This window comes from Pseudomonas sp. S3_B11 (genome assembly GCF_054667715.1).
Map to the genome: position 1 here is coordinate 1,031,376 of NZ_CP162749.1, position 24,422 is coordinate 1,055,797.

Annotated in this window: 26 protein-coding genes; 20 read left to right on the forward strand and 6 right to left on the reverse strand. The window is 61.1% G+C overall.

All coding sequences use genetic code 11. The features are described 5' to 3' along the window. Positions 1-94: 94 nt before the first annotated feature. The 8 genes from AB4O22_RS04850 (at position 95) to araH (ending at position 7,905) form a co-directional block, all read left to right on the forward strand. Positions 95-700 carry a DUF4823 domain-containing protein gene (locus tag AB4O22_RS04850; RefSeq protein ID WP_003204236.1) on the forward strand — a complete coding sequence of 202 codons (606 nt, stop codon included), beginning with the start codon at positions 95-97 and terminating at the stop codon, positions 698-700. A 16-nt stretch (positions 701-716) separates the two neighbouring features. Then, on the forward strand, positions 717-1,277 hold the full coding sequence (locus tag AB4O22_RS04855; RefSeq protein WP_460095949.1) for a DUF1285 domain-containing protein: 561 nt from the start codon (positions 717-719) through the stop codon (positions 1,275-1,277). Positions 1,278-1,452: 175 nt separating this feature from the next. Beyond that, complete coding sequence (locus AB4O22_RS04860) at positions 1,453-2,199, forward strand: FadR/GntR family transcriptional regulator (RefSeq protein ID WP_003204233.1); 747 nt, start codon at positions 1,453-1,455, stop codon at positions 2,197-2,199. Further along, positions 2,196-3,071 (forward strand): SMP-30/gluconolactonase/LRE family protein, encoded by an 876-nt coding sequence (locus AB4O22_RS04865; protein WP_460095950.1) that lies wholly within the window; start codon positions 2,196-2,198, stop codon positions 3,069-3,071. Before AB4O22_RS04860 ends, AB4O22_RS04865 begins: the two co-directional genes overlap by 4 nt. A 236-nt stretch (positions 3,072-3,307) precedes the next feature. Beyond that, positions 3,308-4,126 (forward strand): SDR family oxidoreductase, encoded by an 819-nt coding sequence (locus tag AB4O22_RS04870; RefSeq protein ID WP_053186253.1) that lies wholly within the window; start codon positions 3,308-3,310, stop codon positions 4,124-4,126. A 175-nt stretch (positions 4,127-4,301) separates the two neighbouring features. Further along, positions 4,302-5,306 (forward strand): substrate-binding domain-containing protein, encoded by a 1,005-nt coding sequence (locus AB4O22_RS04875; RefSeq protein WP_460095951.1) that lies wholly within the window; start codon positions 4,302-4,304, stop codon positions 5,304-5,306. A gap of 75 nt (positions 5,307-5,381) precedes the next feature. Next, positions 5,382-6,926 carry an L-arabinose ABC transporter ATP-binding protein AraG gene (gene araG / locus AB4O22_RS04880; protein ID WP_460095952.1) on the forward strand — a complete coding sequence of 515 codons (1,545 nt, stop codon included), beginning with the start codon at positions 5,382-5,384 and terminating at the stop codon, positions 6,924-6,926. Positions 6,927-6,936: 10 nt separating this feature from the next. Beyond that, the gene (araH, locus tag AB4O22_RS04885; protein WP_003204223.1) at positions 6,937-7,905 is read left to right on the forward strand and encodes an L-arabinose ABC transporter permease AraH; all 969 of its coding nucleotides are present in this window, start codon (positions 6,937-6,939) and stop codon (positions 7,903-7,905) included. Positions 7,906-8,054: 149 nt separating this feature from the next. Here araH and AB4O22_RS04890 read toward each other — a convergent pair whose 3' ends face one another. From AB4O22_RS04890 to AB4O22_RS04900, 3 genes are all read right to left on the reverse strand, one after another. After that, positions 8,055-8,435, reverse strand: coding sequence for a Rho termination factor N-terminal domain-containing protein (locus AB4O22_RS04890; protein ID WP_003204221.1), 381 nt, complete (start codon positions 8,433-8,435; stop codon positions 8,055-8,057). Between the two features lie 32 nt (positions 8,436-8,467). After that, a complete protein-coding gene (locus AB4O22_RS04895) occupies positions 8,468-8,812 on the reverse strand; it encodes a hypothetical protein (protein ID WP_460095953.1) in 345 nt (114 codons plus the stop codon). 84 nt (positions 8,813-8,896) lie between these two features. Further along, positions 8,897-9,553: an HD domain-containing protein gene (locus AB4O22_RS04900; RefSeq protein ID WP_003204216.1), complete on the reverse strand. Its 657-nt coding sequence runs from the start codon at positions 9,551-9,553 to the stop codon at positions 8,897-8,899. Between the two features lie 117 nt (positions 9,554-9,670). Between AB4O22_RS04900 and AB4O22_RS04905 the strand changes: the two genes are divergently transcribed. Further along, complete coding sequence (locus AB4O22_RS04905) at positions 9,671-10,153, forward strand: N-acetyltransferase family protein (RefSeq protein ID WP_460095954.1); 483 nt, start codon at positions 9,671-9,673, stop codon at positions 10,151-10,153. Positions 10,154-10,155: 2 nt separating this feature from the next. On the opposite strand, the gene AB4O22_RS04910 is transcribed toward AB4O22_RS04905, so the two are convergent. After that, positions 10,156-10,788 (reverse strand): glutathione S-transferase family protein, encoded by a 633-nt coding sequence (locus AB4O22_RS04910; RefSeq protein ID WP_460095955.1) that lies wholly within the window; start codon positions 10,786-10,788, stop codon positions 10,156-10,158. Between the two features lie 187 nt (positions 10,789-10,975). Here AB4O22_RS04910 and AB4O22_RS04915 point away from each other — a divergent pair, with 187 nt between their 5' ends. The 5 genes from AB4O22_RS04915 to AB4O22_RS04935 all read left to right on the forward strand — a co-directional run bounded on the left by AB4O22_RS04915 (position 10,976) and on the right by AB4O22_RS04935 (position 16,145). Further along, positions 10,976-11,956 carry a 2-dehydro-3-deoxygalactonokinase gene (locus AB4O22_RS04915; RefSeq protein WP_460095956.1) on the forward strand — a complete coding sequence of 327 codons (981 nt, stop codon included), beginning with the start codon at positions 10,976-10,978 and terminating at the stop codon, positions 11,954-11,956. Between the two features lie 19 nt (positions 11,957-11,975). Further along, a complete protein-coding gene (locus tag AB4O22_RS04920) occupies positions 11,976-12,596 on the forward strand; it encodes a 2-dehydro-3-deoxy-6-phosphogalactonate aldolase (RefSeq protein ID WP_003204208.1) in 621 nt (206 codons plus the stop codon). Between the two features lie 49 nt (positions 12,597-12,645). After that, positions 12,646-13,794: a galactonate dehydratase gene (dgoD, locus tag AB4O22_RS04925; protein WP_003179439.1), complete on the forward strand. Its 1,149-nt coding sequence runs from the start codon at positions 12,646-12,648 to the stop codon at positions 13,792-13,794. Between the two features lie 177 nt (positions 13,795-13,971). Continuing rightward, positions 13,972-15,282, forward strand: coding sequence for an MFS transporter (locus AB4O22_RS04930; RefSeq protein WP_003204206.1), 1,311 nt, complete (start codon positions 13,972-13,974; stop codon positions 15,280-15,282). Between the two features lie 59 nt (positions 15,283-15,341). Continuing rightward, the gene (locus AB4O22_RS04935; protein ID WP_013693986.1) at positions 15,342-16,145 is read left to right on the forward strand and encodes an IclR family transcriptional regulator; all 804 of its coding nucleotides are present in this window, start codon (positions 15,342-15,344) and stop codon (positions 16,143-16,145) included. A gap of 6 nt (positions 16,146-16,151) precedes the next feature. On the opposite strand, the gene AB4O22_RS04940 is transcribed toward AB4O22_RS04935, so the two are convergent. Beyond that, complete coding sequence (locus tag AB4O22_RS04940) at positions 16,152-17,204, reverse strand: NAD(P)-dependent alcohol dehydrogenase (RefSeq protein WP_460095957.1); 1,053 nt, start codon at positions 17,202-17,204, stop codon at positions 16,152-16,154. Between the two features lie 179 nt (positions 17,205-17,383). Between AB4O22_RS04940 and AB4O22_RS04945 the strand changes: the two genes are divergently transcribed. Next, the gene (locus AB4O22_RS04945) at positions 17,384-18,274 is read left to right on the forward strand and encodes an AraC family transcriptional regulator (protein WP_057452044.1); all 891 of its coding nucleotides are present in this window, start codon (positions 17,384-17,386) and stop codon (positions 18,272-18,274) included. A gap of 102 nt (positions 18,275-18,376) precedes the next feature. Here AB4O22_RS04945 and AB4O22_RS04950 read toward each other — a convergent pair whose 3' ends face one another. Continuing rightward, complete coding sequence (locus AB4O22_RS04950; protein ID WP_460094923.1) at positions 18,377-20,041, reverse strand: electron transfer flavoprotein-ubiquinone oxidoreductase; 1,665 nt, start codon at positions 20,039-20,041, stop codon at positions 18,377-18,379. Between the two features lie 546 nt (positions 20,042-20,587). On the opposite strand from AB4O22_RS04950, the gene AB4O22_RS04955 reads away from it, so the two are divergent. The 5 genes from AB4O22_RS04955 (at position 20,588) to AB4O22_RS04975 (ending at position 24,344) form a co-directional block, all read left to right on the forward strand. Beyond that, positions 20,588-21,337 (forward strand): electron transfer flavoprotein subunit beta/FixA family protein, encoded by a 750-nt coding sequence (locus tag AB4O22_RS04955; protein WP_003204196.1) that lies wholly within the window; start codon positions 20,588-20,590, stop codon positions 21,335-21,337. A 2-nt stretch (positions 21,338-21,339) separates the two neighbouring features. Continuing rightward, complete coding sequence (locus AB4O22_RS04960; protein WP_003204194.1) at positions 21,340-22,269, forward strand: electron transfer flavoprotein subunit alpha/FixB family protein; 930 nt, start codon at positions 21,340-21,342, stop codon at positions 22,267-22,269. Between the two features lie 75 nt (positions 22,270-22,344). Beyond that, on the forward strand, positions 22,345-23,169 hold the full coding sequence (locus tag AB4O22_RS04965; protein WP_223472039.1) for a substrate-binding periplasmic protein: 825 nt from the start codon (positions 22,345-22,347) through the stop codon (positions 23,167-23,169). Between the two features lie 9 nt (positions 23,170-23,178). Then, positions 23,179-23,538: a DUF4398 domain-containing protein gene (locus AB4O22_RS04970; protein ID WP_003204190.1), complete on the forward strand. Its 360-nt coding sequence runs from the start codon at positions 23,179-23,181 to the stop codon at positions 23,536-23,538. Next, on the forward strand, positions 23,535-24,344 hold the full coding sequence (locus AB4O22_RS04975; protein WP_058544284.1) for an OmpA family protein: 810 nt from the start codon (positions 23,535-23,537) through the stop codon (positions 24,342-24,344). The genes AB4O22_RS04970 and AB4O22_RS04975 overlap by 4 nt, the downstream gene beginning before the upstream one ends. Positions 24,345-24,422 lie beyond the last annotated feature (78 nt).

Genomic DNA, 24,422 nt, shown 5'->3' on the forward strand with positions numbered 1-24,422 from the left:
GGATACATCTGACCCCCATCTCGATGAGCTGGCGCAAAAGCTGCATCCCACGACCATTCGCCGGTTTTCCGACACCGGTTTTTTGGAGGGTAGGATGCGTAGCCTGGTTTTGCTGCTGGCCGTTTTGGCGCTTGGTGGCTGCATGAATGTCAGCGACATGGGAGAGGGCGTTCGTTATCACATGAGCGACGCCGGCCTGCTGGACCATAGCGACAGCCGTCGTGTGAACAACCTGCGTATTCAGCCCGACTCGTTCATCTACATCGCCCAGGGCGCCTTTGCTCCGCCAGGCAGCGCTTACCCGCGTCCCAACGTCGTGGCCGAAGAGGCCTTCAATGGCTTCATCGAATATTTCCCCATGGTCCGTCGCGCCCGCGTTCCCGAGGGCCTCGACCAGGCCATGGGTGAAGCCCGCTCCGCCGGTGCCCATTATTTGCTGTACACCCGCTTCGCCAAGGCTGACAACCGCATCGGCAACACTGACGAATGGCAGGATGAAGAAGCCTTGGATCGCCTGGGTGTCGATACCAGCGTGATTCAAATCATGTTGATCGAGACCAGCACCCAGTATTTGATTGATACTGCACGGATCAAGAGTCGTGGCGGTTTACTGACGTTGCACGACAAGCAGCCACAAGACCTCATCGCCACGCCTTTGCGTGAATATGCCCGCAGCCTGCTGGGGATGAGCGACGAATAAATAATCAGGAGTCACCATGAGCGGACCGCAAAAAGCCAATGATTTGCTGGGGCAGATCCCCAAGACCAAAGGCCTGCCGCCGGTCCACTTGTGGAATCCCGACTTCTGCGGCGACATTGACATGCGCATCGCCCGGGACGGCACCTGGTACTACCTGGGTACGCCCATCGGGCGAAAGCCGATGGTCAAGTTGTTCTCTACCATCATCCGCCGCGACGGCGATGATTACTTCCTGATTACCCCTGTGGAAAAAGTCGGCATCAAGGTCGATGACGCGCCGTTCGTGGCCGTGACCCTTGAGGTCGAAGGGCAGGGGGAAGGGCAGTTGTTGCGCTTCACCACCAATGTCGAGGAAACCACCGAGGCCGGTGCCGAGCATCCGCTGCGGGTGGTGATCGATCCCCTGACCCAGGAACCCGCGCCCTACGTGCATGTGCGCAGCAATCTCGAAGCACTGATCCATCGCAATGTGTTTTACCAACTGGTGGAGCTGGCGGTCAGCCGCGAGAGCGACGGGCAGCGCTGGTTGGGCGTGTGGAGCGGCGGCGAGTTCTTCCCTATCGGCCTGGAACCGTAAACCCTGTGGGAGCGAGCTTGCTCGCGAAGGCGCCGGCCCATCCAACATCTTCTCAGCTGACCCAGCGCTATCGCGAGCAGGCTCGCTCCCACAGTGGCCAAGTAAAATTCAAATTGACACCCAATCGTATGATGATTAGCGTGGGCCTCCAATAAGAGTGGCCCGCGGGGTTTTCATGTCCAGCAGTTTTCATGCATCGACCGTCGATTGGCTGGGGGGCTGGATAGCCGCCGGCCAGGTCAAGCCTGGGCAAACCATCAAGGTCGAAGCGGACTTGGGCGAGCAACTGGGCGTCAGTCGCACAGTGATTCGCGAGGCGATCAAGACCCTGGTGGCCAAAGGCATGCTGGAAGTCGGGCCGAAAGTCGGCACGCGGGTACTGCCGGTGCGGCGCTGGAATCTGTTCGACCCCCAAGTGGTTGGCTGGCTGTCACGCAGCGGCCTACCGGAAAATTTTGTCGATGACTTGCTGGACCTGCGTCGCACTATCGAGCCGATGGCGGTGCGCTGGGCCTGCGAGCGGGCCACGGCCGATCAGGTGCAGGCGATCCGCCTGGCCTACCATGCGCTGGAGCGAGCCGTGGACAGCGGTGCCGATTACAACCGTGCCGACCAGTTTTTCCATGAGTGCATCCTGGCCGCCAGCCATAATCAGTTCATCGAGCAAATGGTCCCGGCCCTCGGTGCGCTGCTGGCGGTGTCGTTCGAAGTATCGGCGGCCGACCCGGATGAGCTGCGCCGCACCTTGCCCATCCACAAGGACATCGCCGACGCCATCGCCGCTCGTGACGCGGCGCGTGGCGTCTGGGCCTGCATGACCCTGATCGATAACGCTGACCTGGCCATCAAACGCTTTTACCCCAATGTCATGGCCGGTCGAACAGACGCTGCCGGACAAGCCGGGAACGGGAGGTTTCAATGAAGTGGACGGCTGTGACGGAACACCGGGCGAAGTTGGGCGAGGGGCCCTTCTGGGACGAGCCGACCCAGGCGTTGTATTGGGTCGATATCGCCGGCAAGCAGGCACTGCGGCTGATCGGCGCCAACGTACAGATCTGGCAGATGCCCGAGCATGTGTCCGCTTTCATTCCAACCCAGAGTGGCGACGCCCTGGTGACCCTGAGCAGTGGTGTCTACCGCCTCGATCTCGATTCTCCGGGCCTGGAACCGCTCCTGACGCTGCTGTGCATGGCCGATCCCCAGCCAGGCAATCGTCCCAACGAGGCCCGTTGCGATGGCCAGGGTCAACTGTGGCTCGGCACCATGCAGAACAATATCGGTGACGAAGGCGAGGACTTGCCGATCGAGCGGCGCTCCGGCGGGCTGTTTCGCGTCGCCGGTGATGGTCGGGTCATGCCCTTGCTGCGCGGGCTGGGCATTCCGAACACCTTGCTCTGGAGCCCCGATGGCACCACGGTGTATTTCGGCGATAGCCTGGATGGCACGTTGTATCGGCACTTTATCTACCCTGAGGGCAACCTGGCGCCTGCCGAAGTCTGGTTCGGCCCCCATCCCCGTGGCGGCCCGGATGGCTCGGCGATGGATGCCCGGGGCTATATCTGGAACGCCCGCTGGGACGGCAGTTGCTTGCTGCGGTTGAGCCCGGACGGCCAGGTCGATCGGGTGATCGAACTGCCTGTCAGCCGCCCGACAAGTTGTGTGTTCGGCGGCGACGACCTCAAGACGTTGTACATCACCAGCGCGGCGAGCCCATTGGGTCATCCGCTGGACGGTGCCGTGCTGTCGATGCGTGTCGATGTGCCTGGCGTGGCGTGTACAAGGTTTGCAGGCTGAATCCCAGAATATGGGATGTAAATATATATATTGAGATTATTTGGCGGCCGGGTTTATAGTCGGCTCCATCGGCAATACGCACTCACACTAAAAAAACAAAACAGGTGAAGTGATGCAACGATCTTTCCCCGTACGCCCCGGCGGCGTACGCTGGCCACTGTTCTTTCAAGCGCCTCTGCGCCGGTCATCCGTGGATGCCCGGTTTTTGTCGTGCCCGCGCGCAGGAGGCTTGAACCATGGCTGAGCCTTTGGTCTTGCCACCCGTGCCGGAGCCACCGAAGGGCGAGCGCCTGAAAGACAAGGTCGTGCTGTTGACTGGTGCCGCCCAAGGCATTGGCGAGGCCATCGTCGCGGCGTTCGCGTCGCAACAGGCCCGGTTGGTGATCAGTGATATCCAGGCGCAGAAGGTCGAGGCGGTAGCCGCCCACTGGCGTGAACGTGGGGCCGATGTGCAAGCGCTGCAGGCCGATGTGTCGAAGCAGCAGGACTTGCAGGCCATGGCCCGGCGCGCCGTCGAGCTGCACGGGCGCATCGATGTGTTGGTCAACTGCGCTGGCGTCAATGTCTTCCGCGACCCGCTGGAAATGACCGAAGAGGACTGGCGTCGCTGCTTCGCCATCGACCTGGATGGCGCCTGGTACGGTTGCAAGGCGGTGTTGCCACAGATGATCGAGCAGGGCGTGGGCAGCATCATCAACATTGCCTCGGTCCATTCGTCCCACATCATTCCCGGCTGTTTCCCTTACCCGGTGGCCAAGCATGGCCTGCTCGGCCTGACTCGCGCCCTGGGCATCGAATACGCGCCCAAAGGGGTACGCGTCAACGCCATCGCCCCGGGTTATATCGAAACCCAACTGAACGTCGACTACTGGAACGGCTTTGCCGATCCCCATGCCGAACGCCAGCGTGCGCTGGATCTGCACCCGCCACGGCGCGTCGGGCAACCGATCGAAGTGGCAATGACGGCCGTGTTCCTGGCCAGTGACGAAGCACCGTTTATCAATGCCTCATGCATCACCATCGATGGGGGACGTTCGGTCATGTACCACGACTGAATATTCCTGGATTGCAGTGGGAAACTTCGCCTGTAATCCAATCATCATACGATATGACTATTCAGGCCTATGCTGTGTAGCAACTTGCTGTAACCGCCCAGCCTGCGCATTTCCACCGACGGTGGAGCAGAAACCTGGACGTTTGGCTTTCAATAAAAAAAACAAGGAGTCAACTATGAAACATCGTCGTGGGATCCGTTCCCTGTGTCGCGCCGCCCTGGCGGTTACCGCGGTCAGCCTCAGCAGCCATTTGCTGGCGGCCGATCCCGTAAAAATCGGTTTCCTGGTCAAGCAGGCCGAGGAGCCTTGGTTCCAGACCGAGTGGGCGTTTGCCGAGAAGGCGGCCAAGGATAAAGGCTTCCAGTTGATCAAGATCGCCGTGCCCGACGGCGAGAAAACCCTCTCTGCCATCGACAGCCTTGCCGCCAACGGGGCCAAGGGCTTCGTGATCTGCCCGCCGGATGTCTCCCTAGGCCCGGCCATCGTGGCCAAGGCCAAGCTCAATGACATGAAAGTGATCGCCGTCGACGACCGCTTCGTCGGTTCCGATGGCAAGTTCATGGAAGACGTGCCTTACCTGGGCATGGCCGCGTTCGAAGTGGGCCAGAAACAGGGCGCCGCCATGGCCGCTGAAGCGAAAAAACGCGGCTGGGATTGGAAAGAAACCTATGCGGTGATCAACACCTACAACGAACTGGACACTGGCAAGAAGCGTACCGATGGTTCGATCAAATCGCTTGAAGATGCTGGTATGCCGAAAGATCACATCCTCACAGCCGCCCTGAAAACCCTCGACGTACCCGGCAGCATGGACTCCACCAACTCGGCCCTGGTGAAACTGCCAAGCACCGCGAAAAACCTGATCATCGGTGGCATGAATGACAACACCGTGCTGGGCGGCGTGCGCGCCACCGAAGCCGCCGGGTTCAAGGCGGCCAATGTGATCGGCATTGGCATCAACGGCACCGACGCCATCGGTGAGCTGAAAAAGCCTAACAGCGGCTTCTTCGGTTCGATGCTGCCAAGCCCGCACATCGAAGGCTACAAGACTGCCGAAATGATGTACGAGTGGATCACCACCGGCAAGGAGCCGCCGAAGTACACCGCCATGGACGAGGTGACGCTGATCACCCGGGAGAACTTCAAGCAAGAGCTGGAAAAAATCGGCCTGTGGAACTGACGGCCGGTTGATTCAAAAGCGGCCCTGGTCACATGAGTGGCGGGGTCGCTTGATCTCTGTAAGTTCGAGGTGGTTATGCAAGCGCAAACAGCGACACGGCAACACAACATCGGCGGCAGCTTGCGATTCAACGGGATCGGCAAGTCCTTTCCCGGCGTGCAGGCGCTGGCCAATATCAGTTTCGTTGCCCATCCGGGGCAGGTCCATGCCTTGATGGGTGAAAACGGCGCCGGCAAGTCCACGCTGCTCAAGATCCTGGGCGGTGCCTACATCCCGAGCAGCGGCGACTTGCAGATCGGCGAACAGACGATGGCGTTCAAAGGCACCGCTGACAGCATCGCCAGTGGTGTGGCAGTGATTCACCAGGAACTGCACCTGGTGCCGGAAATGACCGTCGCTGAAAACCTGTTTCTCGGCCATTTGCCGGCGCGTTTCGGCCTGGTCAATCGTGGCGTGCTGCGCCAACAGGCGCTGACGCTGCTCAAAGGCCTGGCCGACGAAATCGACCCCCAGGAAAAAGTCGGTCGCCTGTCCCTCGGCCAGCGCCAATTGGTGGAAATCGCCAAGGCCTTGTCTCGTGGTGCCCACGTCATTGCTTTCGACGAGCCCACCAGTAGCCTGTCGGCCCGGGAAATCGACCGTTTGATGGCGATCATCACCCGCCTGCGAGACGAGGGCAAAGTGGTGCTCTACGTCAGCCACCGCATGGAAGAGGTGTTTCGCATCTGCAATGCGGTGACGGTGTTCAAGGACGGTCGTTACGTGCGGACCTTCGAGAACATGAGCGAGTTGACCCATGATCAACTCGTCACGTGCATGGTCGGTCGCGACATCCAGGACATCTATGACTACCGTCCTCGGGAGCGCGGCGATGTGGCGCTGCACGTGAAGGGCCTGTTGGGGCCGGGCTTGCGCGAACCGGTGAGTTTCCAGGTGCACAAGGGCGAGATCCTCGGCTTGTTCGGGCTGGTCGGCGCCGGTCGTACCGAGCTGCTGCGCTTGCTCAGTGGCTTGGAGCGTCAGCGCGAAGGCAGTCTCGTCCTGCACGGCAAGGAACTGAAATTGCGTTCACCAAGGGATGCCATCGCCGCGGGCGTGCTGCTCTGCCCGGAGGATCGCAAGAAGGAAGGCATCATCCCGTTGGGCAGCGTGGGCGAGAACATCAACATCAGTGCGCGCCCGTCTCATTCCACGCTCGGCTGCCTGTTGCGTGGCGACTGGGAGCGGGGCAATGCCGACAAGCAGATCAAGTCGCTGAAAGTGAAGACCCCGGCGGCGGGACAGAAAATCATGTACCTGTCCGGCGGCAACCAGCAGAAGGCGATTCTTGGTCGCTGGCTGTCGATGCCGATGAAAGTCCTGCTGTTGGACGAGCCTACTCGCGGCATCGACATCGGCGCCAAGGCGGAGATCTACCAGATTATCCACAACCTGGCGGCCGACGGTATCGCGGTGATTGTGGTGTCCAGCGACCTGATGGAAGTGATGGGCATTTCCGACCGAATCCTGGTGCTCTGCGAAGGGGCGATGCGCGGCGAGCTGCCGCGTGACCAGGCCAACGAATCCAACCTGCTGCAACTGGCGCTGCCGCGCCAACGCGTTGCCGACGCGGCGAACTGAGAGGTAAATCATGACCATTCAAAACAATGCACTGCCAACGGCACGCAAACCCCTGGACCTGCGCCGTTTCCTGGATGACTGGGTCATGCTGCTGGCGGCCATCGGCATCTTCGTGCTCTGCACCCTGATGATCGACAACTTCCTGTCGCCGCTGAACATGCGCGGCCTGGGCCTGGCGATTTCCACCACCGGCATCGCGGCCTGCACCATGTTGTATTGCCTGGCGTCCGGGCACTTCGACTTGTCGGTCGGTTCGGTGATTGCCTGTGCCGGCGTCGTCGCGGCGGTGGTGATGCGCGACACCAACAGCGTGTTCCTCGGCGTCAGCGCGGCGCTGGTGATGGGGCTGATCGTCGGCCTGATCAACGGCATCGTCATCGCCAAGCTGCGGGTCAACGCGTTGATCACCACCCTGGCAACGATGCAGATCGTCCGCGGCCTGGCCTACATCTTTGCCAACGGCAAAGCGGTGGGTGTGTCGCAGGAATCGTTCTTCGTGTTCGGCAACGGCCAATTGTTCGGCGTACCGGTGCCGATCCTGATCACCATTGCCTGCTTTCTGTTTTTCGGTTGGCTGCTGAATTACACCACCTACGGGCGCAATACCATGGCCATCGGTGGCAACCAGGAAGCGGCGTTGTTGGCGGGGGTGAACGTTGATCGCACCAAGATCATCATCTTCGCCGTGCATGGCGTGATCGGCGCCCTGGCCGGGGTGATCCTGGCATCGCGCATGACCTCGGGCCAACCGATGATCGGCCAGGGCTTCGAACTGACCGTGATCTCGGCTTGCGTGCTGGGTGGTGTGTCGTTGAGCGGTGGTATCGGCATGATCCGCCACGTCATTGCCGGCGTGCTGATTTTGGCGATCATCGAAAACGCGATGAACCTGAAGAACATCGACACCTTCTACCAATACGTCATCCGCGGCTCGATCCTGCTGCTGGCGGTGGTGATCGACCGCTTGAAACAACGCTGAACAACGGCGAACACTGGCGACTGACCTACCGCCATCGCGAGCAAGCTCGCTCCCACAGGGTTTTGTGCCAGGGCGCAGAACCCTGGCACGGCGCAGATCCAATGTGGGAGCGAGCTTGCTCGCGAAGGCGTCCTCCCTGACGCCGACAATTATCCCGCCTTGCGCAACGCCTCAACCAACTCCTGCTTACGCATCTTCGAGCGCCCGGGAATGTTTTTCGCCCGGGCCTCCTTCATCAAGCTGTCCACTGTCTGGGTCGCATGGGAGGCTTTGCTGGTGCGCGGGTGACCTTCGCGGGTCTTGGCGGCGCGGCGGGCCGATTCCTTGCGGTCGGTTTTCTTGGCCGTCGCCGGTTTTTCCTTGCCTGAACCACCGGAGCGTTCGCCACCACCGGACTGCTTGTTCACGGTCGCCCAGGCGCGTGCCTCGGCTTCGTTCTCGGACACACCTTTTTTCTCGTAGCTTTTTTCAATGTGCGCGGCCTTGCGCTTTTGTTCGGCGGTGTATTTGTCTTTGCTTCCACGAGGCATGGGATGTTCCTCCTCAAATGTCTGAGCAGAGGCTACTGGCTGGCGGCGCCGCCTTCGGAGCCCGAACCACCGGTCGTGGTTTTCGAGCCCACTCCGGTCTCGGCGTTATCAGGTGCAGTCGAGTCCGGTGTATTCATGCCGCCCTGACGACCCGTGTCATTACCCTGCACACGCGGATCGGTGCCGGTGGCGGGTGGCTGGCCATTGTTCAGGCCACTGCCGGTGCCGTCGGTGTTCAGCTTGGGCAGGCCTTCGGTTGCGGGAGAGTTGGGCGCCTGTACCGGGTCGGTCGGCCCGGTGTCGGAGGTCGAAGCCGCGAACGCCACCGACGACAGCAGCGCGGCGAAGGTGAATGCGGTCAGCCTTTTAGTGATCATGAGTGTCGCCTCCATTTTTCAGAATGCTTACCTGATCTTGGGCCTCGCTGGATTTGGGTTTGTGCCTCGGGCGCGACGAATGGTCTAACCGTCGAGTCCGGCCTCTTCCATGAATTGCTCCATGAAGCTTTTCAGTTTTTCGTGACGGATCAGCGCCATGTGTTGCCCGGTGGCAGTCTGGAAACCGTCGGCCAGGTGCAACAATTTGGTCTGGAAATGATCGAGGCAGAAACGTCGATCATCGTAATCCCGGGACTTGGCCTGCGGATCCTGAGGGTCATAGAGTGCACTGCCCATGCGTCCGGCTACATAGAATGTGCGGGCCACCCCGAGCAGGCCCAATGAGTCGAGGCGGTCGGCGTCCTGGAGAATTTTGGCTTCGAGTGTGATCGCTGCGATATTGGCCGAAAAACTGTGAGCCTCGATGGCATGGGCAACGGCGCTGATTTTTTCGTCTGGCCAGTTCAGTGTCGACAACAGTGTCGATGCCTTATCCGCTGCCAAGCGAGAGGCCTGGGCGCGCAGCGGTGAATTTTTTTCCACCGCCACGCAGTCATGCAGCAGCGTTGCCGCCAGCAGTATAAGCAGGTCTGCGCCTTCATGACGGTGGAGCAAGCGTACGTTGTGCCAGACCCGTTGCAGGTGTGACAGATCGTGAGCACCATCCTCCGATGGCTCCAATGCGTGAGGCAGCAACTGGGCAGCGACGGTTTGAAAAGGTGCAAAGGCGGCAGCGGTCATGACAGATCCTTTGTATGTCAGTACTTCGAGGGTTCGTGGACGATGTTCATTTTCATATGTGACGAGCGCCCCGTGGCGGCTTAGTATGGCGCTTTCAATTGGCTACAAGGCCTGTTCATGTCCATCGAGATCCGTCCTGCGCAACCCAGCGATGCGCCTCAAATCCTTGCCTTCATCACTGAGCTTGCTGATTACGAAAAGGCCCGCCACGAAGTCATCGCCAGTGTGGCGGACATCGAGCGCAGCCTGTTCAGCGAAGGCGCAACCGCCCACGGGTTGATCTGCCTGCGTGATGGCGTGCCGATTGGCTTCGCGGTGTTTTTCTTCAGTTATTCCACTTGGCTGGGCAGCAACTGCCTGTACCTCGAAGACCTGTACATCACGCCTGACCAGCGCGGTGGCGGGGCGGGCAAGACGTTGCTGCGCCATTTGGCGAAAGTTGCCTGTGACAACGATTGCGGGCGCTTCGAATGGAGCGTGCTGGACTGGAACACGCCGGCCATCGAGTTCTACAAATCCCTCGGCGCGCAACCACAGGAAGAGTGGGTGCGCTACCGAATGGACGGCAAGGTGCTACGGGATTTTGCCCACGGTAACTGACATCATGAGTAGGCGCTGGATGCGTACTCGGCAAATCCGGGACGCTGTTCGAGCCGCTTGCAATAGGCCGCCACCGCTGGATAGTCCGGGCGTTCCATCGGTGTCTGGCGCCAGCGGTGCACCGACAAGCCGATGAGCACATCCGCGAGGGAAAACGCCGTACCGGCCACGTAGGCGCCGGTGCGGTTCAACTGCTGCTCCAGCAAACCCATCTTCTCGTTCCAGCCTTTGACGCCAGCGGAGATGAGCTGTGGGTCCTGGAAATCCGGGTGTTTGCGCACCAATCCGTAAAACGCATCGCCCCATGATGGATTGAGCTCTGTGGCTTGCCAGTCCATCCACTGCTCGACACGCGCCCGTGCGGCGGGTTCGACAGGCAGCAAGTCGCTGCGCCCATGCTTGCCCACCAGGTAACGGCAAATGGTATTGGACTCCCAGAGCACACCGTTCTCATCAATGATCACCGGCACCTGGGCATTGGGATTCAGGGCGAGGAAATCCGGATCCTGGGTCGAAGAAAAACCAATGCCCCAGTCTTCGCGCTCGTAGGCGATTTCCAGTTCCTGGCAGGTCCACAGCACTTTTCTGACGTTGATCGAGGAAGTGCGGCCGAGGATTTTCAGCTGTTGTCCCATTACTTTTTCCCTGAGTTGTTTGGCGTCCGATCAGAAACGTAGCAGGGTCTTGGGCGGATGGCGATTGGCTTTGTGGTGGATATGAAAAATCCCAATATATGGGAGAGATATTTATATATTGAGATTTTGTTGCGCCCAGGTTTATAGTCTGTTCACTCACTGCCAAAAAACAGAACAGGTGAAGCGGATGCAGGCGCAATTGATCGCGCTCGATTGGGGGACCACCTCATTACGGGCTTACAAACTCGCAGCCGGTGGCGAGGTGCTCGAGCAGCGCTCGCTGTCATCGGGGATCATGCAGTTGCCTTCCGGGCCGCGAACCGTGGCCGGCCGGGTGTGTATCGACGGTTTCGAACTGGCCTTCGACGAGGCCTGCGGCGACTGGCTCGATGCTCAGCCAGGCTTGCCTGTCATCGCCTGTGGCATGGTCGGCAGTGCTCAAGGCTGGCGTGAAGCGCCTTACTGCGACACACCCGCCAACGTCGCCAATCTCGGACATTCCCTACAAACCGTTCGCAGCCTTCGCGGTGTCGATGTGCACATCGTGCCGGGCGTGATTCAGCGTTCACGCTTGCCCAATGTCATGCGCGGCGAGGAAACCCAAGTGCTCGGCGCCTTGCACAGCCTGCCGGACGAAGCGGTGCTGATCGGCTTGCCCGGCAGTCATTCGAAATGGGTGGAAGTGGCCGATGGCTGCATCTTGCATTTCGACACCTTCATGACCGGCGAGATCTTCGCCGTGCTCAGCGACCACAGCATTCTCGGCCGCACCCAGCAACGGAGTACGACCTTCGATGGCGTGGCCTTTGATCGTGGCGTACAGGTGGCGTTGTCGGTGGACGGCCAGATCGGTCCGTTGTCCACGGTGTTCAGTGCCCGCAGCCTGGGCTTGACCGGCGAACTGGAGGCCAGCGCCCAGGCCGATTACCTCTCGGGCCTGCTGATCGGCCATGAGCTGACGTCGTTGGCCGAGGTGCAGCGTCGGCGACGCGACAGCCTTCATCTGCCGACGGTGGTGCTGATCGGCAACTCCCAACTCTGTGTCCGTTATCAACGGGCCCTCGACGCCTGCGGCTTCGCCCGGGTGGTCCTGGCCGAACAGGCCACCGAACGCGGTTTGTGGCAACTGGCCGTGGCGGCCGGGTTGCTCGATTCCACCGCCCCCTGAACCTGACTGGAGGTCTGACATGCTCACACAAGCACTGGCGCACAACGGGCTGATCGCGATCCTGCGTGGTCTGCGTCCCGAAGAGGCGGCGGCCATCGGCGAAGTCCTGTACAGCGCCGGATTTCGCGTCATCGAAGTACCGCTCAATTCCCCCGAACCGTACGAAAGCATCCGCATCCTGCGCAGTACCTTGCCCGCCGATTGCCTGATCGGTGCCGGTACCGTGCTCACGCCGGAACAGGTCGAGCAGGTGAAAGCCGCTGGCGGCCAAGTGATCGTCATGCCCCACAGCGATCCGAAGGTGCTGCGTGCGGCGAAAGCGGCGGGCTTGTACCTGTCGCCAGGCGTCGCCACGCCCACCGAAGCCTTTGCCGCGCTGGCCGAAGGCGCCCATGTACTGAAGATGTTCCCCGCCGAGCAAATGGGCCCGGCGGTGGTCAAGGCCTGGCTCGCGGTGCTGCCGGCCGGGACCGTGCTGGTGCCGGTGGGCGGGATTACCCCGGACAACATGGCGGTGTTCGTCGAAGCCGGCGTCAAGGGTTTCGGCCTCGGTTCCGGGCTGTTCAAGCCGGGCCTGACAGCGGATGAAGTGGCGGTGCGCGCCAAGGCCTACGTGGCCGCATGGAACGCCTTGAACTGAAGACTTTTCCAGCGCCCCGTGCGCTGCATCTGACAAGAGAGACAACAAGATGAAAATCACCAAGCTGACCACGTTTATCGTTCCGCCGCGCTGGTGCTTCCTCAAGGTCGAGACCGACGAGGGCGTGACCGGTTGGGGCGAGCCCGTGGTCGAAGGCCGTGCCCACACGGTGGCGGCGGCTGTCGAGGAATTGTCCGACTACCTGATCGGCAAAGACCCACGCAACATCGAAGACATCTGGACCGTGCTCTATCGTGGCGGCTTCTACCGCGGCGGAGCCATTCACATGAGCGCCCTGGCCGGCATCGACCAGGCGCTGTGGGACATCAAGGGCAAGGCCCTGGGCGTGTCGGTCAGCGACCTGCTGGGCGGCCAGGTGCGCGACAAGATCCGTGTGTATTCGTGGATCGGCGGCGACCGGCCGGCCGACACCGCTCGCGCGGCGAAAGAAGCCGTGGCGCGGGGCTTCACCGCTGTGAAGATGAACGGCACCGAAGAGCTGCAGTTTCTCGACACCTTTGAAAAAGTCGACCTGGCCCTGGCCAACGTCGCGGCGGTGCGGGACGCGGTGGGGCCGAACGTCGGCATTGGCGTGGACTTCCACGGCCGGGTGCACAAGCCGATGGCCAAGGTACTGATGAAGGAACTCGATCCCTACAAGCTGATGTTCATCGAAGAGCCGGTGCTCAGCGAAAACTACGAAGCCCTCAAGGAGTTGGCGCCGCTGACCAGCACCCCGATCGCTCTGGGCGAGCGCTTGTTCTCGCGCTGGGACTTCAAACGTGTACTCAGCGAAGGCTACGTGGACATCATTCAGCCGGATGCGTCCCACGCCGGGGGTATCACCGAGACCCGCAAGATCGCCAACATGGCCGAGGCCTATGACGTGGCGCTGGCGCTGCACTGCCCGCTGGGCCCGATCGCCCTGGCGGCGTGCCTGCAACTGGACGCGGTCTGCTACAACGCCTTCATCCAGGAACAGAGCCTGGGCATCCACTACAACGAGAGCAACGACCTGCTGGATTACATCAAGGATCCGCAGGTGTTCGACTACGACAAGGGCTTTGTGAAGATCCCGAACGGCCCGGGCCTGGGCATTGAGATCAACGAGGAATACGTCATCGAACGCGCGGCCATCGGCCACCGCTGGCGCAACCCGATCTGGCGCCATGCCGATGGCAGTTTTGCCGAGTGGTGAGTCACGCCTGACTCTCTCGGTTTGATCGTTCCCACGCTCTGCGTGGGAATGCAGCCAGGGACGCTCCGCGTCCCTCAAGAGCCGAACGCAGAGCGTCCGTAGAGGCGTTTCCACGCAGAGCGTGGGAACGATCGGGCGTGCTCGACTCCTCAATAAACATAAAAAGAGGCACCTCACATGCAAGCGCACACCCTGAGCGCGCAGGCGTCGTTGGTGACGCCCAGCCGCAAGCGTTTTTTCATCATGGTCCTGCTGTTCATCACCGTGGTGATCAATTACCTGGACCGCAGCAACCTCTCGATCGCCGCTCCCGCACTGACCAGCGACCTGGGCATCGATCCAATCCACGTCGGGCTGATTTTCTCGGCATTCGGCTGGACCTACGCCGCCATGCAGATCCCTGGTGGTTGGTTGGTGGACCGGGTGCCGCCGCGGATTCTGTATAGCGTGGCCCTGCTGTTGTGGTCGGTGGCCACGGTAATGCTGGGTTTCGCCGCCAGTTTCATCGCGCTGTTCGTACTGCGCATGGCGGTCGGTGCCCTGGAAGCGCCGGCTTATCCGATCAACAGCCGCGTGGTCACCACCTGGTTTCCTGAGCGCGAGCGGGCCACGGCCATCGGTTTCTATACCTCCGGGCAATTTGTCGGGCTGGCCTTCCTGACCCCGGTATTAGCCTGGCTGCAACACGCCTTCGGTTGGCACATGGTGTTTGTCGCCACGGGCGCGGTGGGCATTATCTGGGCGGCGATCTGGTACGCGGTGTATCGCGAACCGCGGGATTTCAAAGGTGCCAACGCCGCCGAAATCGAACTGATCCGCGAAGGCGGCGGGCTGGTGGATATCCAGGCCGATACCGCCAAGGTCAAGGCCAAATTCAGCTGGACCGACCTGGGGATTGTCCTGACCCAACGCAAGTTGTGGGGCATTTACCTGGGGCAGTTCTGCCTCAACTCCACGCTGTGGTTTTTCCTGACCTGGTTCCCGACCTACCTGGTGAAATATCGCGGCATGGACTTCATCAAGTCCGGCCTACTGGCGTCCCTGCCATTTCTCGCGGCGTTTGTCGGCGTGCTGTGCTCCGGGTTCTTCTCCGACTGGCTGATTCGCCGCGGCGCCACCGTGGGGTTTGCACGCAAGCTGCCGATCATTGGCGGGTTGCTGATCTCGACCTCGATCATCGGCGCCAACTTCGTCGAGTCGACGCCGCTGGTGATTGCCTTCCTGGCCTTGGCGTTCTTCGGCAATGGCCTGGCGTCGATCACCTGGTCGCTGGTCTCCACACTGGCGCCGGCGCGACTGCTCGGGTTGACCGGTGGGGTGTTCAACTTCATCGGCAACCTGGCGGCCATCGCCACGCCGATCGTCATTGGCTTTCTCGCCAGCGGCGATTCGTTTGCCCCGGCCATCACCTATATCTCTGTCCTGGCACTGGCTGGCGCGCTGTCCTACATCCTGCTGGTCGGGAAGGTCGAGCGCATCGAGTTGTAGTCCGACGGGGCGGGCGACCATAATGCCGCCCGTTCCCCGCTCACTGTTGAAGGCCGGCTATGCAGCAAGACGATCCAAAAATCACCAAGGACGCCGCACCTACGGGCACGCAGACATTGTTGCGTGGCCTGGGGGTGGTCCAGGCGGTCGCCAGCGGCGCCCGTGACTTGAAGGAAATCGCCCGGCTGATCGGCACCACCCGCAGCACCACCCATCGCCTGGCCAGTTGCCTGGTGGATGAGCGTTACCTACGCGTGGTGCCGCAAGTGGGCTACCTGCTGGGGCCGAAATTGATCGAGCTGGGCTTTCAGGCCCGGGAAGAGTTGCCGCTGGTGAGCCTGGCGGGGCCGTATCTGGACGAGCTGTCGGCGCTCACCGGGGACACCGTTCACCTGGCGATTCGCGAGGGTGACGAAGTCTTGTACCTGCTGAAGAACCCGGGGCGCAACGGCCCGGAAATGCGCTCGCGCGTAGGCCATCGCATGCCGTTGGCGCGCACCGGGATCGGCAAGGCGCTGATGCTTGATGACTCGCAGGAACAATGGAAGCGGCTGTATGAAATCAGCCTGCCAGCCGGTGGGAAGAATCAATTCTGGCCCCAGCATCAGGAGCAATCCTGGGAGCAGTTCCAGCAACGGATGGTGGAGTATGTGGCGGGGGGCTATGCCTTCGACCTGGAAGACAACGAACCGTCGATTCGCTGTGTGGCGGCACCGATCCGTGACGCCGGCAAGCGCATTGTTGCCGGCATCAGCATCGCCAGCACCGTGCCGTACATGCCGCTGGAAAAGATGGCCGAGCTGATTCCCCTGGTCAAAGGGGTCACAGCCCGGTTGTCGGCGGAACTGGGCGCCAAGGTTTGACGAACGTCAGGCCTTGAACGTGGCCATGTCGATGACAAAGCGGTATTTCACATCCCCGGCGATCATGCGGCTGTAGGCCTCGTTGATCTGGCGGATGTCGAGCATTTCAATGTCGCAGCTGATGTTGTGTTCGGCGCAGAAATCCAGCACTTCCTGGGTTTCGGCGATACCGCCAATCAACGAACCGGCCAGGACCCGACGGCCCATGATCAATTTTGCCGCGTGTACCGGCGGATCGATCGGCTCGACCAGACCTACCAGGATGTGCACTCCGTCGAAACGCAGCGTGTCGAGGTAGGGATTGAGGTCGTGCTGTACCGGAATGGTGTCCAGCAGGAAGTGGAATCGTCCGGCTGCTGCGGCCATCTGTTCGGCGTCGGTGGATACGATCACATGGTCCGCGCCCTGGCGACGGGCTTCTTCGGCCTTGCTCGCCGAGCGGGTGAACAACGTGACTTCTGCGCCCAAGGCCTTGGCGAACTTGATGCCCATGTGGCCCAGGCCGCCCATACCCAGCACGCCAACCTTGTCGCCAGCCTTCACGCCATAGTGCTTGAGGGGCGAGTAGGTGGTAATGCCTGCGCAGAGAAGTGGTGCGGCGCTGGCCGGGTCGAGTGCTGCCGGAATGCGCAGCACAAAGTGTTCGTTGACCACGATGCTGTTGGAGTAACCGCCCATGGTGTGGCCGCCGCTCACACGGTCCGGGCTGGCGTAGGTCTGGGTCATGCCTTCGAAACAGTATTGCTCCAAGTCAGCGCGGCAGGCTTCGCACTCGCGGCAGGAGTCGACCATGCAGCCTACGCCCACCAGGTCGCCAACCTTGTAGCGGGTGACGTCCGCGCCGACGGCGGTGACTTTGCCGATGATTTCGTGGCCGGGCATCAGCGGGTAAACGGCGATGCCCCATTCGTTGCGGGCCTGGTGGATGTCGGAATGGCAGACGCCGCAGTAGAGAATGTCGATCGCCACATCGTCGGCTCGCGGGCTGCGACGCTCGAATTTCATGGGGGCGAGGGGAGTGGTGGCCGACTGGGCGGCATATCCGATGGCTGTGTACATGATGGACCTCGCTAAGCAATGAACGTTGAGGGTTTCATTCTGGGAGTCCCGGCGACAGGTGGCGATGGCGATTCCTCCGCCTGTCATGCCTAATCCTCCGGTCTTGGCCAGGATCTGATCCTATGTGACGCCAGACCTGCGATGATGGTTTCATCCCTTTATTCGTGAAGTTTTCGCCCATGTTGTTGACCCGCCATCTCGATGCCAACGCTACGCTGGTTTCATTGATAGAACCCTTGGCGACCCGCGACGGTTTCGTCCCGACGCCACTGCCCGGCGTACATGCGCTTCGGGCCAGCCAGGACGTCGCCCGTGGCCCGCAGCTCTATGAGCCGAGCCTGGTGATCATCGCCCAGGGCAGCAAACTGGCGTACCTGGGACCGCGCACACTGGAATATGGCGCCGGGCACTATCTGATCCAGGCCTTGCCGGTGCCGTTCGAGTGCGAAACCTACGCCATGCCCAATGCTCCGCTGCTTGGGGTTTCCGTTGCGATCGATCGGGCGATGCTGGGGGAGTTGGTACTGGCCATGGGGCTGGTGCCGGGGCGGAACCTGGCGCCCCAGACGCCGGAATCAATGACCTGCGCAGTGCTCGATGACGCCATGCGTGGGTGTGTCGAACGCTTGTTGCGTTGCTTGCACGACCCACTGGAATGCCAGGTCATGGGCCAGGCGCGGCTGCGGGAGTTGTTGTTCGTCGCGTTGCGCGGGCCCCAGGCCGATGTGCTGCGGGCGCTGGTGGAGCAGCAAGGCCAATTCGCCCGGATTGCCGCGGCCCTGGGCCATTTGCATGCGCACTTCACCGAGCCGCTGAACGTCGAGACCTTGGCCAGTTGCGCGAACATGAGCGCCTCGACCTTCCATGAGCATTTCAAGCGCAGCACCTTGCTGTCGCCAGTGCAGTACCTCAAGCGCTTGCGCCTGCTCAAGGCCCAGCGGCTGCTGCTCACCGAGGGCATGGGCGTGGCCCAGGTCGCGCACCAGGTAGGGTATCAGAGCTCGTCGCAGTTCAGTCGGGAGTACAAGCGCTACTTCGAGCGCAACCCTGGGGAAGAGCGCGCCGCTTGATCCACTGATATCACCCCCTGTGGGAGCGAGCTGTGGTACTGCTTGGATGGCAGGTAACAAAAAGGCCCCCATTACGGGAGCCTTGATGTTCAGCGCAATGGCTTACATGTTCGGGTAAGTCGGTCCGCCAGCGCCTTCCGGCGACACCCAAGTGATGTTCTGCGAAGGGTCCTTGATGTCACAGGTCTTGCAGTGCACGCAGTTCTGGGCGTTGATCTGGAAGCGTTTCTCGCCGTCTTCCTTGGTCACCACTTCGTACACGCCGGCCGGGCAGTAGCGCTGGGCCGGTTCGTCGTACAACGGCAGGTTCTTGCTGATCGGGATGCTCGGGTCGGTCAGCTTCAGGTGGCAAGGCTGTTCTTCTTCGTGGTTGGTACCGGAGATGAACACCGAGCTGAGTTTGTCGAAGCTGATCTTGCCGTCCGGTTTCGGGTAGTCGATTTTCTTGCAATCGGCTGCCAGCTTGAGGCAGGCGTAGTCGGGCTTGGTGTCGTGCAGGGTGAACGGCATTTTGCCGCCAAGGATGTTCTGGTCGAACCAGTTGAAGCCGCCACCGATGATCGCGCCGTATTTGTGGATCGCTGCACCGAAGTTGCGGCTGGCGAACAGCTCTTCATACAGCCAGCTGCTCTTGAAGCTGTCGACGTAGGCGGTCAGTTCATCACCGCCTTCGGACTCGGCGAACAGGCGATCGGCCACGGCGTCGGCGGCAAGCATGCCGGACTTCATGGCGGTGTGGCTGCCCTTGATCTTGGCGAAGTTCAGGGTCCCGAGGTCGCAACCGATCAGCGCGCCGCCCTTGAAGACCATTTTCGGCAGCGAGTTCAGGCCGCCCTTGCAGATGGCACGGGCGCCATAGCTGACACGCTTGCCACCTTCCAGGTACTGCTTGAGCACCGGGTGATGCTTGAGGCGCTGGAACTCGTCGAACGGCGACAGGAAAGTGTTGCTGTAGGACAGGTCGACGATCAGGCCGACCACCACCTGATTGTTTTCCAGGTGATAGAGGAAAGAGCCGCCGGTGTTCTCGGTGCCCATGATGTCCAGCGGCCAGCCGGCGGTGTGCACCACCAGGCCAGGTTTATGCTTGGCCGGGTCGATTTCCCAGATTTCCTTCAGGCCGATGCCGTAGTGCTGGGCGTCGGCCTCGCTGTCCAGGTTGAAGCGCTTGATCAGTTGCTTGCCGATGTGGCCACGGCAGCCTTCGGCGAACAGCGTGTATTTGCCACGCAGTTCCATGCCAGGGGTGTACAGGCCTTCCTTCGGATTGCCTTCGCGGTCGACACCCAGGTCGCCGGTGATGATCCCGCGCACCACGCCGTTCTCGTCGAACAGCGCTTCCTGGGCGGCGAAACCCGGGTAGATTTCCACGCCCAGGTTCTCGGCCTGCTGGGCCAGCCAGCGGCACAGGTTGCCCAGGGAAATAATATAGTTGCCTTCGTTGTGCATGGTCTTGGGCACAAAGAAGTCAGGGATTTTGCTCGCGGCCTCGGCGTTTCTCAGGACATAAATGTCATCGCGCACGACGGGCGTGTTCAACGGGGCGCCGAGTTCTTTCCAGTCCGGGAACAGTTCGTTCAGGGCGCGGGGTTCGAACACCGCACCGGAGAGGATATGCGCACCGACCTCGGAGCCTTTTTCGACCACGCAGACGCTGATTTCCTTACCGGCTTCGGCGGCCTTCTGTTTCAGTCGGCAAGCGGCAGACAGGCCAGCGGGGCCGGCACCGACGATGACCACGTCGAATTCCATGTATTCGCGTTCCACAGGGCTATCTCCTACTCAAGGCTCACAGTTTTTTCTAATTGGAGGTTTGGCGTTGCATCCGTTGTTTCCTTCGCGAAAAGCGACGAAAGCGACAATGGATGAAACGCGTGTCTCTCTTAAGCGGCGCATTATATCTACACCACTCTCAGGGTCCAATACAAACGTTTGTTTGAAATTGCCGCAGCCCAGATAAATCACTGACGTACGGCTTATGACTGACCATTTTGCCGTATTGACCGGAATAGGCGTTCCGGTCAAGATACGGGCGGTTTTGCGCTCGCCGTAGGCTGACTGTTGGTTTCAAGAGCACCTCTAAAGACAGGGCGAAGGCAGCACAAAGTGACGCATTGCGTGGTTCTGACGCGCAGTTTACACGCCGCGATAATGAATGACTCATCGGTCATCACTGACGAATGGTCTTCACTCCCGTGAGCTGGGTCATGTGTGGTTCATGCCGGCGTTTTTAGAGGTGCCCTTGCGCCCATGAGCATCAACCGCCAGGTTCGCCTAGGCGACTTTTTTTCACCGGAGAGTAACGAGGAATCCATGAAGGTTCTTGTAGCTGTCAAACGAGTGGTCGACTATAACGTCAAGGTTCGCGTCAAGGCGGACAACTCCGGCGTCGACCTCGCCAACGTCAAGATGTCGATGAACCCTTTCTGCGAAATCGCCGTAGAAGAAGCCGTACGCCTGAAGGAAAAAGGCGTGGCGACTGAGATCGTCGTCGTCTCCATCGGCCCGACCACCGCCCAGGAACAACTGCGCACCGCGCTGGCACTGGGTGCCGATCGCGCCATCCTCGTCGAATCCGCCGAAGAGCTGACCTCCCTGGCCGTGGCCAAGCTGCTCAAGGCCGTTGTCGACAAGGAACAGCCATCGCTGGTGATCCTCGGCAAGCAGGCCATCGACAGCGACAACAACCAGACCGGCCAGATGCTCGCTGCATTGAGCGGCTACGGTCAGGGCACCTTCGCGTCCAAGGTCGAAGTGTCCGGTGACAGCGTTGCCGTGACCCGCGAGATCGACGGCGGCGCGCAGACCGTTTCCCTGAAACTGCCGGCCATCGTCACCACCGACCTGCGTTTGAACGAGCCGCGCTATGCGTCTCTGCCAAACATCATGAAAGCCAAGAAGAAGCCGCTTGAAGTGCTGACGCCTGACGCTTTGGGCGTTTCCACCGCCTCCACCAACAAGACCCTCAAGGTCGAAGCGCCGGCTGCACGCAGCGCGGGCATCAAGGTCAAGTCGGTGGCTGAACTGGTCGAGAAACTGAAAAACGAAGCGAAGGTGATCTGATCATGACTATCCTCGTAATCGCCGAACACGATAACAAGGCGCTGGCGCCAGCCACGCTGAACACCGTTGCTGCTGCCGCTAAAATCGGTGGCGATATTCACGTGCTGGTAGCGGGTCAGGGCGCTGGCGCCGTGGCCGAAGCCGCTGCGAAAATCGCTGGCGTGGCCAAAGTGCTGTCGGCTGACAACGCTGCCTACGCACACCAACTGCCGGAAAACGTTGCGCCGCTGGTAGCCGAGCTGGGCAAGGGCTACAGCCACATCCTGGCCGCCGCTACCTCCAACGGCAAAAACATCCTGCCGCGCGTGGCCGCTGCTCTGGACGTCGACCAGATCTCCGAGATCATCTCGGTAGAAAGCGCCGACACCTTCAAGCGTCCGATCTACGCCGGCAACGCCATTGCCACCGTGCAATCGACCGCTGCGGTCAAGGTCATCACCGTTCGCGCCACCGGTTTCGACCCGGTTGCCGCCGAAGGTGGCTCGGCTGCCGTTGAAGCCGTAGGCGCTGCCCACGACGCCGGCATCTCCAGCTTCGTCAACGAAGAACTGGCCAAGTCCGATCGTCCTGAACTGACCGCCGCCAAGATCGTCGTTTCGGGCGGGCGTGGCATGCAGAACGGTGACAACTTCAAGCACCTGTACGCCCTGGCCGACAAGCTCGGTGCCGCCGTCGGTGCTTCCCGCGCCGCGGTCGACGCCGGTTTCGTGCCCAACGACATGCAGGTCGGCCAGACCGGCAAGATCGTTGCGCCACAGCTGTATATCGCCGTCGGTATCTCCGGCGCGATCCAGCACTTGGCCGGCATGAAAGACTCCAAGGTGATCGTTGCGATCAACAAGGACGAAGAAGCACCGATCTTCCAAGTGGCCGACTACGGCCTGGTGGCGGACTTGTTCGAAGCCATCCCTGAGCTGGAGAAGCTGGTCTAATCCGGCGTCTTCACTTATAAAGAGCCCGGCCCTTTGGCCGGGCTTTTTATTTCCGCATCAGAGGAGCGTATTGCCATGGATCTGCGTCGTTTGGCCGGCTGGTCGTTGCTGTGGACGTTGGCGCTCGTGCCAGGCCTGTCTGTCGCCGCCGGCAAATGTGAACGACTGATCGCCACCGGCAGCCCGGATGCACCACCCTATCTCTGGCAGGACCCTCAGGACCCCAAGCACTTGATTGGCGCCGGCGCCGACCTGCTGGCGCAGGTCGGGCAAGAACTGGGGATCAAGATCGAACTGCTGTATGCCGGCAAGCGCGCCCAGGCGTTGGACGAAGTGCGCAGTGGACGCATGGACCTGCTCACCGACGCGCCACTGACCGTTACCGGGCTTGAAGTGCTGGATTACGTTCATCCGCCCTTGCTCGAAAACGATTACCTGGTCTGGACCCGCAAGGATTCGACGCTGGTCATCGACCAGCCCGCAGACCTTCACGGTCATCCCGGGGCTTTGTCAGAAAAGGCCCGCATGACCCAGGAATTCGGCGTCTTTGCCGAGCGGCAATTGTCCCTGGTACGCACGCCCAACCTGACCCAGGCCTTTCAGAAACTGCTGCTGGGCGAGGTGGAATATGTCCTGGCGGGGCGCTACGCGGGCCTGGCAATGGCGCAGACACTGGGGATGGCCAATGACCTGCAAGCCGCACCGCAACCGGTGGACAAACCCGGGCTGTTCCTCGCGATTTCCCATAACTCCGCCTGCAATGACCCATGGTTACGCGGACAGCTGGCGCAAAAGATGACAGAATTGGCCGCGTCCGGCCTGGCGGAGGCTGTGTTGCAACGCAATCTCGAGCGTTGGAATACACAGTTGCAGCCATCTGTCAGCGCCCCAAAACAGTAGGGAACATTAGTGACTATTCGACCTCTTTTCGCTGCCCTGGCCGTTCTGGCTCTGGCGGGTTGCGCAGCCGATCCGGCGCCGAATGAACAGATCCGCCTGACTGAACAGGCACTGGAGCAAGCCCGGGCTGTTGGCGCCACTGCCGACGAAGTGCCCGAATTGAAACTGGCTGAAGAAAAGTTCGCCCGCGCCAAATCCAACATGGCCGACGAATCCTACAAGAAGGCGCGCATGCGGGCCGAACAGGCCGAGCTCGACGCCCGCCTGGCCGAAGCGAAGGTGCTGACCCTCAAGAGCCAGGAGCAACTGAACGTGCTCGACACCCGCATCAAGCGCTTGCGCAAACAATTGAGGGAGGATGCCCAATGAAGCACTCCCACGTATTGGGCGGCCTGGTGCTCGCCGGCCTGGCGAGCTTGTATGGCTGCGCCGGCCAGCGCAGCGAAGCGGCGCTCGAGCAGGCCAGCACCGACTTCCAGAAGGTCAAGGAAGACGCCAACGTATTGCGTGCCGCACCCCGGGACGTGATCCGCGCTGGCGAATCCCTGGCCCGTGCCGATCGTTTGTCCAGCTACTGGGGCAGCGGTGAGGATGTGCAGCATTACGCCTACCTGAGCCAGCGCTACAGTGCGATTGCCCGGGAGCACAGCAACCAGGTGCTCAACGAAGAGCGTGCCGCCAAGCTCGAACTGGAACGCCAGCGCCTGCAATTGGCCCTGCGTGAATCCAAGTTGCTGAGCGTGCAGCAGCAGGGCAAATGGCTTGAGGAACAGATCATGGCGATGGCGACCACACAAACCGATCGCGGTCTGGTGATGACCCTGGGTGACGTGCTGTTCGACACCGGCGAAGCGGAACTGAAGAGCTCGGCCAACCGGGTCGTGCTCAAGATCGTGCAGTTCCTGCAGCTCAACCCCAAGCGTGTGGTCCGTATCGAGGGGTACACCGACAGCACCGGCGGCAAGCAGGAAAACCTCAAGTTGTCTCGCGACCGCGCGCAAGCGGTGGCGGATGTGCTGGTGGACCTGGGGATAGACGAAAAGCGTATCCAGGTTGAAGGCTACGGTGACCAATACCCGGTGGACGTCAACGCTTCCGAGCGTGGCCGGGCACAGAACCGTCGCGTTGAAATTGTGTTCTCCGACGAAAAAGGCCAGCTCGGCGCCGCCCGCTAAGGACTGCGTCACTGGAAAACCCGGCCCCTGTAAAAGGCGCCGGGTTTTTTTGGCCCTGCAATCGATGCACGATGGGTA